Annotated in this window: 16 protein-coding genes; 9 read left to right on the top strand and 7 right to left on the bottom strand. The window is 61.6% G+C overall.

The genetic code is table 11. The features are described 5' to 3' along the window. The first annotated feature begins 3 nt into the window (after positions 1 to 3). On the top strand, positions 4 to 831 hold the full coding sequence (cysE, locus tag CQ13_RS16400; protein ID WP_057843889.1) for a serine O-acetyltransferase: 828 nt from the start codon (positions 4 to 6) through the stop codon (positions 829 to 831). Positions 832 to 1,026: 195 nt separating this feature from the next. After that, complete coding sequence (locus tag CQ13_RS16395) at positions 1,027 to 1,245, top strand: DUF3126 family protein (RefSeq protein WP_057843888.1); 219 nt, start codon at positions 1,027 to 1,029, stop codon at positions 1,243 to 1,245. A 171-nt stretch (positions 1,246 to 1,416) separates the two neighbouring features. Here the strand turns inward: CQ13_RS16395 and CQ13_RS16390 are convergent, their stop codons facing one another. Further along, positions 1,417 to 2,064 (bottom strand): hypothetical protein, encoded by a 648-nt coding sequence (locus tag CQ13_RS16390; protein WP_156433714.1) that lies wholly within the window; start codon positions 2,062 to 2,064, stop codon positions 1,417 to 1,419. Between the two features lie 306 nt (positions 2,065 to 2,370). On the opposite strand from CQ13_RS16390, the gene CQ13_RS16385 reads away from it, so the two are divergent. The 3 genes from CQ13_RS16385 to CQ13_RS40180 all read left to right on the top strand — a co-directional run bounded on the left by CQ13_RS16385 (position 2,371) and on the right by CQ13_RS40180 (position 5,202). Next, positions 2,371 to 2,700, top strand: a complete 330-nt coding sequence (locus tag CQ13_RS16385) for a DUF6949 family protein (protein ID WP_028349167.1) — start codon at positions 2,371 to 2,373, stop codon at positions 2,698 to 2,700. Positions 2,701 to 2,772: 72 nt separating this feature from the next. Then, positions 2,773 to 3,303 carry a gamma carbonic anhydrase family protein gene (locus tag CQ13_RS16380; protein WP_057843886.1) on the top strand — a complete coding sequence of 177 codons (531 nt, stop codon included), beginning with the start codon at positions 2,773 to 2,775 and terminating at the stop codon, positions 3,301 to 3,303. Between the two features lie 243 nt (positions 3,304 to 3,546). Further along, positions 3,547 to 5,202: a PAS-domain containing protein gene (locus CQ13_RS40180; protein WP_156433712.1), complete on the top strand. Its 1,656-nt coding sequence runs from the start codon at positions 3,547 to 3,549 to the stop codon at positions 5,200 to 5,202. Positions 5,203 to 5,216: 14 nt separating this feature from the next. Here the strand turns inward: CQ13_RS40180 and CQ13_RS44470 are convergent, their stop codons facing one another. Both CQ13_RS44470 and CQ13_RS16370 read right to left on the bottom strand, forming a co-directional pair. After that, a complete protein-coding gene (locus CQ13_RS44470) occupies positions 5,217 to 5,384 on the bottom strand; it encodes a hypothetical protein (protein ID WP_171578151.1) in 168 nt (55 codons plus the stop codon). Next, entirely contained in the window at positions 5,381 to 5,608 is a 228-nt protein-coding gene (locus tag CQ13_RS16370) for a hypothetical protein (RefSeq protein WP_057843885.1), read from the bottom strand. The genes CQ13_RS44470 and CQ13_RS16370 overlap by 4 nt, the downstream gene beginning before the upstream one ends. 117 nt (positions 5,609 to 5,725) lie before the next feature. On the opposite strand from CQ13_RS16370, the gene CQ13_RS44465 reads away from it, so the two are divergent. Further along, entirely contained in the window at positions 5,726 to 6,139 is a 414-nt protein-coding gene (locus CQ13_RS44465; protein WP_057843884.1) for a hypothetical protein, read from the top strand. Positions 6,140 to 6,893: 754 nt separating this feature from the next. Here the strand turns inward: CQ13_RS44465 and CQ13_RS16355 are convergent. Continuing rightward, positions 6,894 to 7,400 (bottom strand): hypothetical protein, encoded by a 507-nt coding sequence (locus tag CQ13_RS16355; RefSeq protein WP_057843882.1) that lies wholly within the window; start codon positions 7,398 to 7,400, stop codon positions 6,894 to 6,896. 156 nt (positions 7,401 to 7,556) lie between these two features. Further along, positions 7,557 to 8,444, bottom strand: coding sequence for an alpha/beta hydrolase (locus CQ13_RS16350; protein ID WP_156433711.1), 888 nt, complete (start codon positions 8,442 to 8,444; stop codon positions 7,557 to 7,559). 222 nt (positions 8,445 to 8,666) lie between these two features. Here CQ13_RS16350 and CQ13_RS16340 point away from each other — a divergent pair, with 222 nt between their 5' ends. The 3 genes from CQ13_RS16340 to CQ13_RS16330 all read left to right on the top strand — a co-directional run bounded on the left by CQ13_RS16340 (position 8,667) and on the right by CQ13_RS16330 (position 11,656). Beyond that, complete coding sequence (locus CQ13_RS16340) at positions 8,667 to 10,433, top strand: phospholipase D-like domain-containing protein (RefSeq protein WP_057843879.1); 1,767 nt, start codon at positions 8,667 to 8,669, stop codon at positions 10,431 to 10,433. Positions 10,434 to 10,795: 362 nt separating this feature from the next. Next, entirely contained in the window at positions 10,796 to 11,251 is a 456-nt protein-coding gene (locus tag CQ13_RS16335; RefSeq protein ID WP_057843878.1) for an Hsp20 family protein, read from the top strand. An 87-nt stretch (positions 11,252 to 11,338) separates the two neighbouring features. Continuing rightward, positions 11,339 to 11,656 carry a hypothetical protein gene (locus CQ13_RS16330; protein WP_057843877.1) on the top strand — a complete coding sequence of 106 codons (318 nt, stop codon included), beginning with the start codon at positions 11,339 to 11,341 and terminating at the stop codon, positions 11,654 to 11,656. A gap of 131 nt (positions 11,657 to 11,787) precedes the next feature. Here CQ13_RS16330 and CQ13_RS16325 read toward each other — a convergent pair whose 3' ends face one another. After that, positions 11,788 to 12,417 (bottom strand): transglutaminase-like cysteine peptidase, encoded by a 630-nt coding sequence (locus CQ13_RS16325; protein WP_057843876.1) that lies wholly within the window; start codon positions 12,415 to 12,417, stop codon positions 11,788 to 11,790. 331 nt (positions 12,418 to 12,748) lie between these two features. Next, positions 12,749 to 13,366: a PilZ domain-containing protein gene (locus CQ13_RS16320; protein WP_057843932.1), complete on the bottom strand. Its 618-nt coding sequence runs from the start codon at positions 13,364 to 13,366 to the stop codon at positions 12,749 to 12,751. Positions 13,367 to 13,439 lie beyond the last annotated feature (73 nt).

Below are 13,439 nucleotides of genomic sequence, written 5' to 3'. Positions count from 1 at the left end.
ATCATGGCAGTGCATCAGGTCAATCCGCAAGCGTCGAAGCTCGCCGCACTCGATCCGATCTGGGACCGCATCAGGGGCGAGGCGGAGGACATCGTCCACCGCGAGCCGGAGCTTGCTTCCTTCCTCTATTCGACCGTGCTGCATCACGAGCGCCTGGAGGAATCGGTGGTGCATCGTCTCGCCGAGCGGCTCGATCATTCGGCGCTATCCGGCGATTTGATCCGGCAGACCTATGACGAGGCGCTGCGCGACGAGCCAGATCTCGGCAATGCGTTCCGCGCCGATCTGGTCGCGGTCTACGACCGCGATCCCGCAACCTCGCGCTTCATTGATCCGCTACTCTACTTCAAGGGCTTTCACGCGCTGCAGACCCATCGCCTGGCGCACTGGCTCTATCAAAAGGGCCGCAAGGATTTTGCCTATTATCTGCAGAGCCGTTCATCGGCGGTGTTTCAGACCGATATCAACCCCGCCGCCAAAATCGGCCGCGGCATTTTCCTCGATCACGCGACCGGCTTCGTCTGCGGCGAGACCGCCGTGATCGATGACGACGTTTCGATCCTGCACGGCGTCACGCTCGGCGGCACCGGCAAGGAGAACGAGGATCGTCATCCGAAGATCAGGCGCGGCGTGCTGATCGGGGCAGGCGCCAAAATTCTTGGCAATATCGAGATCGGCCATTGCGCGCGCATTGCCGCGGGCTCGGTGGTGGTCAAGCCGGTGCCGCACAATGTCACGGTGGCCGGCGTCCCCGCGAAGATCGTCGGCGAGGCAGGCTGCGCGGAGCCGTCGCGCACCATGGATCAGATGCTCGGCGCTATCGGACTTTGATTTTGCGCGTATTCTGCGGCCGATCTTTGTGAAGTTATGCGCATAGCGTTTTCAAGCGAAGCGTGAAGAAAACGCGTCAAAACAAGGAAGAGAGCCTCGGTTCTGATCCAATCAGAACCGAAAAGGCTCTGGCGGTTGGCGCCGTCTCGTCCTAAAACCTCCCCGGAAATTTGAAGAATCCGATTGGAGACTGCTGTGGACGTTCAGGAAGTCAGGAAGCTCGACGCTTATCTCAAGCGCGTATTCGGCAATCCCAAGATCCGCGTCGTGCCGCGGCCGAAAAAGGACGACTCCGCCGAAGTCTATATCGGTGAGGAATTCATCGGCGTGCTGTTCGTCGATGACGAGGACGATGATCGCTCGTTCCAGTTTCAGATGGCGATCCTCGAAGAAGATCTCGCCGACCTGGGATAGGGTGCGTGCGTCGTCGCGCGGAGCCGTAGGTGGGCAAAGCCAACGGGTCGCGCGATGCGCGCCCCATGACAGGCTTCGCGTGCCCACCAGTTGTCTTCCCCGTGTTGTGAGTTGTTATGGTGGGCACGGCGCAATTGCGCCTTTGCCCACCTTACGAACTACGAAATCGGCCTAGTCCTTCGGCCCGCGCATTTGCGCCGTCAGGCGGTCCATCGCATTAGCAACGTCGCGCCATTGCGACAGCCAGCTCCGCGGAAAGCGGAACGTCAGGTCGGCACCGTCGACGCGACGCTCGCTCAGGCACATGCCAGGAGTCAGGCCGTCGCGGGTGCAACGCGCGTTGAGGCTCGGTGCGCCGGCAGAGAACAGGTCCTCGTTGGCGTAGGGCGAGCCGTCGCGGAACGCGCGCATCGTCAATGCGTCGTCGATCGGTGTTGCCTTCTGTTCGAGGTAGCGCGGATAGATCGTGCGCACCCGCGTGTCCGGCGGCAGCGTGTCGTGGTGGGCCGATATCGACAGGAAGATCCGGTCGATCGGCTGCACCTTCTCCTCGATCGTATCGGCGGTGACGTGCTTCGGCGCATCCGGCGGTTCAAGCGACGGGAAGACGAAACTGAGATCGACCCGCTCCTGCGGACCGGAGTGGCGCTGGATCTTGCGGCGGATCGCTGCTGTCGGCACGTTGAAGAGCGTGGCGCCGACGCTGACCGGCAACCGGCCCGGAGCGCTGGCGGGCCGCGCCACCCAGGTTGGCCACAACAAATAGGCCACCAGCGCGACGGCGCCCGCGGTGATGATTACCACGACCATGATGAGCATCATTTGCGAGCGCGGATCCCTGCGGGTGTCGCGGGCAAGGTGCTGGGCCGTCGAAAGCAGGGTCATGAACGAGGCATCGGTCGGGTTCGAGACTCGGGCACGATCCCGAGAACTAAGGCGAATCATCCCGCGAATATGCCATGGGCAATGTGGTTTCCGCATGATTTCACGGGAGTTCCGGGCCCTGCAGCCATGCGCAAACGAGGTCCCGGCGGTTCGTTGTTAACCCTTCCTTAAGGATACTGTGGCGGCGGCCGGCCAATTTTGCGAAAGCAGGGAGCGGTTCGTCGAGTACGGGAAGTTGTCATGTCGCCCGATGCGTTGAATTCCCTGTTCTCCCTGTGCATCGGCTTTGCGCTCGCAGGCGCGCTCGCCAGCGGCTATCAGGCGATGGCAGCGCGGCCGGCGGGATTCGGGCTGCTTGGGGAAGGCGTGGCACCGAAGACATTTGCGGCCGTGCCGTTTCTGGTTTTTGCCGCACCCTTCATCATCATGCGCAATACGCTACGCGGCGCGAAGATCGAGCGCCGTCGCTTCGAATTCGTGATGATGGCGACCGTGCTTTCAGGCTTCTGGAGCATGATGTCCGGCACGTTCTTCCTGATGACGCTGCGAGCCGCGGGCGTGTTGGCCTGAGGCTTGCGAGCTGTTCGCTTGATCCGCTGCCTGGGGCTGTGCCAAGGTCTCCGCCAACGGAGATCTTTTGTTATGGCGATCTACGAACTCGACGGACAGGGGCCTGAACTCCCCGCAAATGGAAACTATTTCATCGCAGACACCGCCGTCGTGATCGGAAAGGTGCGCCTTCTGGATTCGGCCAGCGTGTGGTTCGGCGCGGTGCTGCGCGGCGACAATGAGTGGATCGAGATCGGCGAGGGCTCCAACGTGCAGGACAATTCCACCTGCCACACCGACCGCGGCTTTCCGCTGACGATCGGCAAGAACTGCACCGTCGGTCACAATGTCATCCTGCATGGCTGCACGCTCGAAGACGACGCGCTGGTCGGCATGGGCTCGATCGTCATGAACGGCGCGAAGATACGCCGCGGCAGCATCGTCGGTGCGGGATCGGTCATCACCGAAGGCAAGGAATATCCCGAATATTCCCTGATCATCGGCTCGCCCGCGCGCGTGATCCGCACCTTGTCGCCCGAGCAGGTAACGGCGATGGGAAGTGCTGCGAAATTCTACGCGCTCAACGGACCGCGGTTCAAAAACGGACTGAAGAAGATCGGCTGAAGGCGGCCTTCCCTGGTTTTCCGTCTCGGGCGCTCTCGCGAGAACAAGCCTCCGAGCAATATCTCGCTCACGCGTCGCTAAATGTCATGCAGGGAACCGTGGTTCCCTGGCGGCATCCCGTATTACTACCGGTTGTAACCTTAGCCTATGATAGTGCTGGCGGCTTAGGCTCCATCGTTCTGGAGCGATGGCCAACGGATTCAGCAATCCTGAAGGCCCGACCTCGGACCGATGAAGAGAATGATGGCTGGACTAGTCGGTTGGACGAGCGATCTCAGCGTTGCCGAGAAAATCTACGGCATCGCTGCCGGGTTGATGGTCGTCACCGTCGTGCTGATGGTGATGTCGATCCAGTCGGTGCGGCGGCAAACCGGATATCGGCACCTGCAGGCGTCGTCGGCCCAGGCCGCCGCCAATGTCAGCCAGGCGAACGGCTTGATCTACGCCATCGTCATGGAATCGCGTGGAATCTACATGTCCACGGAACGGGCGAAGGTGAAGGGGTACGCCGACGAGCTCTTAAAGCGTAGCCGCGAACTGGCCGGGGTGATGGAGCGGTGGCAGAAGACAGTCCGCGCCGACGACGTCGAGCAATTCACGGCCTTCAAGCGACGCATCGACCAGTTCATCGAATTCCGCAGGGAACTCGTGCGGCGTGCGGTCGACATCAGCCCGGCGGCAGGCCGCGAATGGGGCGACAACGACGCCAACCGCAGCTTGCGGACCCAGCTCAACTACGACCTCGAGGCGCTGGCGCGGATCTACAATGAACGCACCGTCGAGGCTGCGGATCTCGGCGACCAGGGCCGCTATGCGGCCTGGTACCTGTTCGCGCTCGGACTCGGCGCGCTGATCTTTGCCGCGCTCAATGTGCTCGTGATGCGGCGGTCCGTCATCGAGCCGCTACACGAAATCACCGAGGCGACCGACCGGATCGCTGCCGGCAAGGTCAATAGCCATATTCCGCATTATGCCCGCGCCGACGAGATCGGGCGACTGGCTTATGCCGTGCAGAATTTTCGTGACGCCGTGATCCGCAACGTCGAGCTCGAGGAGCTCAAGATCGGTACCGCGAAACAGCGCGATGCAGCCATGGATGAGCGCGACAAGTTCAACGATAAGTACCAAGCGACCAAATGGCAATTGACTGCGGCCATCAACAGCATGCCGCAAGGCTTGATCATGCTCGACGGCAAGGCGCAGGTCCTGGCGCTGAACCACCAATATCGAAAACTCTACAGCCTGCCGGTGAAGATCAAAGCGGGATCGTCGCTGGAGGAAATACTGCAGCATCGGGCCGACAGCGGACTGTTCGACGGCGACATAAAGCAATATCTCGCCGCGATCATCGATCGCATCGGAAAACGGCAGCCGACCTCTTATGAAATCAGCCTCACCGATGGCCGCGTGATCAAGATCCACGAGCGGCCGATGGACGGCGGCGGCTGGGTGTCGGTGCAGGAAGACGTTACCGCACAAAGGAAAGGTCAAGCCATTCTGGAGCGGACGGAAGAGTTCCTGGCCGCGATCGTCGAAAACATACCCGAGGGGATTCTCGTCAAGGACGCGCGCAATCTGCGGTACCTGTTCGTCAACAAGGCGGCCGAGGAAATGATCGGCATGTCGCGCGCGGAGATCATGGGGAAAACAGCCCGCGAGCTGTTTCCGGAGTCGGCTGCAGAATTGATCGAACGGCGCGATAGGCAGTTGCTGGAGCGCAAGCAGCAGCTCGAAGCGATCGTCGATACCGTCGATAACCCCGTTAAGGGCCGGCGCATCATCGCGGTGCGGCGGCTTCAGATCGGCGGGCCCGAACGCAAGTCCCATTTATTCGTGAGCATGGTCGAGGAGCGGACCGGCCAGACCGATGTTGTGGTCCGGACCGAAGCTGCGGCGTAACGATCGCTGGCGGCTCAGCCGCCCTCACTTTCGTTCGCCTCGCGAGGGCCGGCGACCTTTTCATGGCCGGCGGCCCAGAGCGCATGCTCCTCGCTGCCATCCCGGTATGGATTGGCTTCTGCCGGAATGTTCTGGCGCGCGGCGCGCTGGCCTTGCTCGAAAGGGTCCGGGTCGGAATTCATGATGCCGCCTTTCGGGTTTTCGATCTGGTTCTTTTCGGCGTCGCTTCGTTCGAAGCGGCTGCGCTTTTCCGCAGCGCGTCCTTGAGGTCGATGGGGATGCCGTGCTTCTTCAAGAGGTCCGCAAAGGCTTCGTCAGCCAGTTCCTGAAAGGTCGCCATCCGGTCACGTGCAAGCTGCTTGAGCTTGTCGAGCGTGTCATCGTCGAAGGCAATCAATTTGCGCAAAGCGTCACCACTCCGACCGTCGAGCGGATGTGAATGAATGATCTGGCAGTGGAATCGTTCCGGCCGGAACAAGGCCAGCGCGCTGTCGTTGCTTCTGAAAGATAAAGGAGATTTCCGATGAAGCTGGCGTCTGCAGCCGCCGCTGTCGCGGCGATCACAATCCTGATATCGCCGGTCACTTCATTTGCACAGAGCGCCGGCGGGACATCCGCCGGCAGCCCCGGGACCACAGGCTCACCGGGCGCAGGCTCGGCCGGTGTGGGTACGCCAGGTGTTACCGGCGTGTCGCCAAGTCCTACGACTCCGGGTGGGTTGAACAATGCTGGCCAAGATCCGAGCGGCACCGCAAATCCATCCAGGCTCGCGCCGCCGCCCCCGCCTGGCACCAATACTGCCGGCACCGCCCAGTCGTCAGGCCGGGGCGTGACGACCGGCTCGGCCAGACCGGGCAGTTCAACCGATGATGCTGTGATCAACGAAGAAAACAAGACGGTCGATCGCAAGATGAAGGGTATTTGCCGCGGCTGCTGAATCCATGCCCGAGCGACCTCCGGTCGCAGGCAGCGAGCAAAATAGCACCAGCCAGCCCCGAGAACTCGTTCTAGATTTGACCCGGGATCCGCGAGGATCCGACGCCGAAAGCGTCGAGCACTTCGAAGGGCAAATCGCGGGGGCTATACGCTCGGGCGTTTTCCAGAACCGGAGCCGTATTTTGATCCATCCGCTGGTATGCCGCTGGCATTGTATCAGGGATGTTGAACATGCTCACAGTCCCGACATTGACGTTGTTATTCATTTGTATCGTGATTGGTTTGGCTGCGGCCTTCGTCTGGTTGTTCTGGGAGATCGAACAGAGGATGCCGAAGTCGCATCGGATGTCCAAGCCGTATCGCAAGAGCGGTCGGGTCGGTTAGCCGATTTCGACAGCATCGCGCGCAGTGGCGTACTGCGCGCGATTTCTGTGGCCTGCCATCACACGGGCTGCACAGCCGTACCGGGGCCTGGCGCGTGTCATTGCAGGCGTCGGTCAGCTATTGAAGATCATGTGGCTGCGGTAGTTGACGGAAGCCCCGAAAAGAACAAGGCCGTCGACGCAGTATACCGTCAACGACCTTGCCAGCCCCGGATATTGAAATCGGCTCACGCCATCCGGTGAATTACAGGATGCCCGGGATTCTCGCGGGGATATGTGAACCAGTTCACAAAGTGGAAAAATGTTCCGGCAAGGGCGTGCTGGCATCAGCCCCCTGAGCGGGACATCATCGCCAGCCGTCGTCCAGTCCTGTCAGCCGCGCCCTTTGGCGCGGCTGCGGTTCGCCGTCCTGTTCGAGCGGGGCCTGGCCTTGGCTGATCGCTTGCGCGGCGCGGGAGCGGCGGTGGGTTCGGAGGCCTGCGCGCTGGCAAAGGATTGCCGCAAGCCGTCGATCGCTTCCGTCAGCGTTCCGACCTGCTCGGAAAGCTTCCTGGTGTCGGCCTGCTGCGCAGCGAGCAGGCGGCGCACGGTGAGCAGTTGATCCTGCACCACCTGCAACTGGTCGATCGATTCCTGCTGGGTCGCTTCCAACCCCTTGGCTTTCTCGACCAGTTGCTCGGACGCTTGCGCGGCGCGCGCCTGCAATTGGCGGGTCGCGGCCGCGCGATCGGTCTCGGGAGCGCTGCCCGTATAGGCGCGCCACAGGGCGATAAAGCTTACGCCAAGCACGACAATGACGAGAGCCGCAGCGGCGATCGCAATCGGCTGACCGCCGAAACGCGCGACGGGGCTGGCACTCCGGGGGGCGAGTTCGAGCATGCGACTCCAAATCCGGACGTGATTTCAATGCCCCTCAAATAGCACAGGCGCGCTGCCGCTAAAACCCAGGATTTGCCGGGCGGGTGAGGAATTCCGGCCAACCCCTCGGGACTCAGGCCTTTCTACCGCGACCAGCGAGAGCTGGGTGTTCAGGTGCTATCGGACATGCGACTGGATGAATTGCCCGGCACAGACCAGCGCGCGGCGCCCGTCTTCGAGATGGGCGTTCCAGACCGGCCAAGCGTGGATCATGTGTGGCCAGATCTGCAGCGTCACATCGACATCGGCCGCCCCCGCGGCCTCGGCAAGCCGCGTGGCATCCGCCAGCAACGTCTCGGCCGATCCGACCTGAATCAGGACTGGTGGAATGCCCATGAGATCGGCGAATAGCGGCGAGATCAGCGGATCACGGCGATGGATGGATGGCGGCGCATAGGCGTCCGCAAGTTCAGCCAGATAGGTCTTGTGAATCAGCGGATCGATGGTGTCCTTCGTCGCGAGCGTGCTGCCTGACATGGTCAGATCGGTCCAAGGCGAGATCAGCCACGCACAGGCGGGCAGCGGTTCTCCTGCCGCGCGCAGCCGGTTGATTAGCCCGAGCGTCAGGTTGCCGCCGGCGCTGTCGCCGCCGACCGCGATGCTCGTCGCCGCAATGCCTTGCCGGCGCAGGAAACGCCACGCGGTCAGCGCGTCTTCATGGGCGGCAGGGTAGGGATGTTCAGGGGCAAGCCGGTAGTCGATCGCGAGCGTCCGCATGTCAGCGGCTCGCCCGGCCTCCGTCACCAGGCGGCGGTGGCTGACAATCGAGCCGGAGCAGTATCCGCCGCCGTGGAAATACAGCAGCACCAGCGACTTCTCGCTGCCGGGCACGATCGACCACTCGCCGGCAACGCCGTCGCAATCGACCGCCTCGCATTCCACGTCGGATGCCACCGGCCAGGTCGATCCAACTTCGTCGAGCCGCTGCCGCCGCTCCGTCCATCCGACTGGTCGCGGTTTCGAACCCAGCAATGCGCGGATGGCGTCGATCTCGCTGTGAGCCAAAGTGCGTTCTCCCGGGGCGCCGGCCATCATCGCACGCCGGCCCAGCGACGCAAAAAGCGATAGCCGAACTTGCCGCCCGTGCAGCCCCGAAATGGCGGCGGCATCACTATTTCATGCATAACACACGCAAACGATGTGATACATTCCAAAACAACCTTCATCCAGCCGTTGTATCCGTATGCGATACCGGATGCACTGGATGCGAATGACAGTAGCCAATCCATGTCGCTGGATCGCAAGTCAGGCGAAATCCTTCAGCGCCAATTTGCTTCAATGGGGGTGGGAATGTCGGAGATCCATCTCAAGGTGTTTTCGAATGCCGACGACGTGCACCTTGTCTGGACGCACGCAGATGACATCCCGGGATGCCTGGGGTTCGCCATCGAATGCCGGCGGGGCGACGCGGAGCCCAAATATCTGTCGAACCGCGTCGGCTTCGAAGACGATGTCGAAGTCGACGGCGACGGCAATCAGTTTACCTCACGCTCTTCTCAGATCTGGCCGTTTCAGCGCTATGATTGGACCGATCACGCGGCCGATCTGGGCGATGTGATCGCATATCGCGTGGTTGCCAGGGTGGTGGGCGCCGATGGCAAGCTGCATGACGGGCCTTCGAGTGAATGGTCCAGAACGCTGACCCTCAGCGCGGATTGCGGCGACGGCGTGAGCGTACACTTCAACCGTGGTTACGTGCTGTCGCAATTCATGGCGCGCTATATGAAGCGCAAGGGCATCACCCTTGCGGAGCTGAAAGAGACGGCCGTTATTGTCAGCCAGGAGGTTGACCGCGAAGCCCGAGCCTTCCTCGGCGGAACGCTGCGCGAGACCATGCTGCAGATGATGGCCGAAGTGGCTGATGACGACCGACTTGAACTCCATGCGGCGTTATACGAATTGAGCGACGAAGAACTGGTGGATGGTCTCGTCGCGATAGGCGGGCGCGCGCATGTCGTGCTGGCCAACGGCAGCGTTGAGGTGGAGGGAGAGGACGAGAATGAAGAGGCCCGAGCCCGGCTGACGGACGCTGGCGTCGTGGTTCACGATCGTTTCCTCGCACCGAGAGCCCTGGCGCACAACAAATTCGTGGTTCTGGGCCGCCGGGCAGCGGGCGGATTCAAGCCGGAAAAGGTCTGGACCGGCAGCACCAATTGGACGCCGACCGGTCTCTGCACTCAGCTCAACAACGGAATCATGCTGATTCACGAAGAACTGGCGGAGCGATTCGAGGCTCAGTTCCAGCTACTGGCAGAAGCGGGTGATGTCGTGTCCGACGAACTGCTCGCCTCAAACAACCGGCCGAAACGAGGAATCCCGCTCGGCGACGCCACAGTCGATAGCTGGTTCACCAAATTGAGCGGAGAGATCGATATCGAGGAACTCGTCGATCTCGTCACGAACGCAAAACAAGGTGTGCTCTTCGTGATGTTCCAGCCGGGCAACGAGCCCGTACGTACGCTGCTTCGGATGCAGGAGGAAAAGAACTTGTACGTGCGCGGTGTGGCGACGCAATTTACCAGCACAGGCGCGGAGGAGTTCAAACTGCTGAAACAGAACCCCGAGGATTTCTTTCTCGATTCCGCGCAGGCAACAGGGGTCAGAAACACGGTTGGAGAATGGGCGGTGGAGGGCACGGCGGCAGAGTTCCGGGCAAATATCGGCCACGCCATTACACATTCAAAGATGATTGTGATCGACCCGTTCGGCGACGATCCCATCGCCGTCATGGGCTCGCACAATTTCTCGAAGTCTGCGAGCGGCAAGAACGATGAGAATTTTCTGGTCATTCGCGGCCATCGCGAGATCGCGATGCACTATTCGATCAACGCGATGCAGACCTACAGTCACTATCGCTGGCGGGCCTATCTCGAAGAGGCCGCGAGAGAGCACAGGGACCCGTTTCAATTTCTCTCACGCAACCCAAATTGGCAACGGCGTCGAAAGACCGGCGAAACCAAACGCATGCTCGCGTTCTGGATGCCGGAGGGCTAGGCCGGTGCAACGGGCGTGGGCAAGTGAGACGTCAGTCGTTCCTGTGCGCCGACCGGCCAATTCGGTTTGAGCCGGGCGGAGGACGTGGATCTCGCTGTGTGCCAAGGTGCGTTTTCCCCGCTGCCAGAGCCATCATCGCACATTGGTCGCGCGGTGCAAAAGGCCGCTGAGGGCGGGACGGCCCGGCAGCTGGGCCGCCTAAAAATTTTTGTCGGCGGCCTTGAAACCAGAAGGCCGTTTTCTAATTTTTTTGCTGCCGCCGCTGGCCGGCGGTCCGGGCGCCTGATGGGCCCGGCCTTGAGACGGGCACCGGTCGTGTCCGGTGCCGCTCGTATCCAACTTGCTCCCTGGAGGATTTGGCTATGCGCACATACGATTTCTCACCCCTCTGGCGCTCGACCATCGGATTCGACCGCCTTTTCGACCTCGTCGAAACCGCGCAACGCGCCGGCGAGGATAACTACCCTCCCTACAACATCGAGCGGCTGGGCGAAGACCGCTATCAGATTTCGTTGGCCGTCGCCGGCTTCGCAGTCGACGAGGTCTCCGTGACCGCCGAGCAGAACACGGTGACGATCGAAGGCCGCAAGGCCGAGAAGGACCAGCGCGAATATCTCTATCAGGGCATCTCCGCGCGTCCCTTCAAGCGCCAGTTCAGCCTTGCCGATCATGTGCAGGTGAAGAGCGCGTCGTTCGAGCACGGCCTGCTGCGGATCGAACTATTCCGGGAAGTCCCGGAGGCGATGAAGCCACGCCGCATCGCGATCAACGGCGCAGCGCCGAGTAACGTTCAGCAGATCGAGGCGAAGGCGGCCTAAAGCCCGCCACGCCTCGCAAAGGGACCAAAGGCTCCCGCCCGAACATGTCGGGCGGGAAGCGTTTCCATCTTTGGGGAGGACAAGCTGATGATCGACCAGACAGATAACGTGTTTGATCTGAATGCCGTGCTGCATCCGGGAGCCGTGTTCGATCACCCGCGCGACGTGGTCGCCGACAGGACGCTTTCGCTCGCCGAAAAGCGCGCGATCCTGGCGTCCTGGGCTTCAGATGCGGCGGCGGTCGCTTCAAATCCTGCGCTGCGCGAGCTGGCAGGCACAAGGCGCATCGTGACGATCGATGAGGTTCTCGAAGCGCTCTCGATGCTCGACCCCAGACCGTTGGGACCACCCGGCGGCAAGCCGATGCGGCAAAAATCCACCTCACGCGTGGCGCTGGCGGCATAGGCCACAAGCGACCATCACCCGAAACAAGTTGCGGCCACCCTTTGGGGGAAGGGTGGCCGCGCGCGAACCGGTCTGGGACGGGGAGGGGTGGGGATGTGACCGGGTCGCGGGTTCGTAAAATCCTTTGTTCGTTATCGATCGCGTGACGAGGCGGTGGCGACCGCCGGGCGGCTGTCACCGAGCGAGACCCATACGTTCGGGTCGCTCTGCGACTGACGCTTGACGAAGCGGTAGCCGGTCTCGGTCCAGGCCAGGACGTTTTCGTTCTGGTTGTCGAGAACGAACTCGCCCTTGTCGCTCTTCACCGTCAGCACTGCGTGGCCTTCGCCCTTCTTGTCGCGCACCACCGTGATCAGCAGCGCCTCGCGCGGCCATCCGGCGTCGATCAACATCTTGCGCTTCAGAAGCACATAGTCCTCGCAGTCACCGTAACCGTCCGTCGGCAACGACCATTTCTCGATCACGCCCCAATGATCGATGTCGGTGATCGGCTTGATGGCCTCGTTGACCCACTTGTTGACCCGCAGCAGATCCCGCCACGCCGTCTGCGACATCACGATGTCGCGCGGCTGTGACGCGCCGCTGCGGCACTCGCCCACGTTTTCGGCGCAGAATTCGACCCAGCCGATCGGCGAGCGCGCGGTATCGCCAAGGCTGGCATAGAGCACGTCGCCGGCTTTCGCCGAGACGCTCATCGAAGCGTTCATCCCTATCAGGACGGCGATGACCGCCAGTCCCTTCCCCTGTCCCCTGAACAACATTGTGGCCCCCGTTTCTTGTTGGGACCACGTTTCGCACAAAGGATTTGCGCCGCCGCTAAGTCAGGCAAGTACATTTGACGTGAATACTAGTAAAGCTAGCGGCGAATTCGATCTATACTTGAATCGAATTCGAATAAAATTTGAAACAACTGCAATTGATTCAAATTTTACGTATTAACGCTTGTGGCGCTGCAATAGCAGGGGGATGCGCGGGCTAAAGCGCCCCGCGTTAATCGACTTTGGCCGGTGCCGGACAGCGAAAAGGCGGCATCCGGCAACCCAGCACCGTCTTTGGAGGCTGAAAAATCAGGGATTTTTGGCGGCTGGCGCTTTACCGCGCGGTAACCGCGTCTTCGAGCGTCTCGGCGACTTGCTCATGGACGAACTCGAGCGCAAACCCTTCTTCGAGGTTTCGCACCACGCGGGACTGCACCTTGCCGAGCATGACCAGCGATTTCAGCGGTGGGCGGTTCTCCGCGGCGATCGCGGCGCCCGACAGTGACAGGTCGATGATGCGGCAGGTCATCTTGCTGCCGTCCTCGAGGGTCAGTAGCGCGATCGGGTTGCGCGGCACGATGCGGTCGTGGCGGCGGTCTTCGGGCAGATTGAGGATATCGCGGTTGGCGAGCCAGGTAAGCTGGGCGGCGAGCTTGTCGCGCTTGCGCGCGGTGGCGCCGACCGTCATGGCAAAGCCGTTGTCAATGATGCGGGTGATTTTGCCCTCGACCCGGCCGATATGGTCGAGATAGGCGATCACGCGATCGCCGACATTGCCGATGCCGGGCGCCAGCAGCGCCAGTCCCCCCGGTGACATGTTAATAATCTGGCAAGGAAATTCGCGGCGATCGGGCAACATGTAGCGGCCGAGCAAGTGAACCTTGACGCGCTGGAAGCGCCGCCGCTCCTCCGCGGACGGCACAGTGGTAGTTTTCTTTTGCGCAAACGACATCTTCGCCACCAGACAGCCGATCCTTCGGCGTCAGGAAGACCCTAAGGCCGACAAGGTTAACGATGTGTTAGCG

This window comes from Bradyrhizobium retamae (genome assembly GCF_001440415.1).
Taxonomy (GTDB): domain Bacteria; phylum Pseudomonadota; class Alphaproteobacteria; order Rhizobiales; family Xanthobacteraceae; genus Bradyrhizobium; species Bradyrhizobium retamae.
This window is presented reverse-complemented; position numbering and strand designations above follow the sequence as displayed.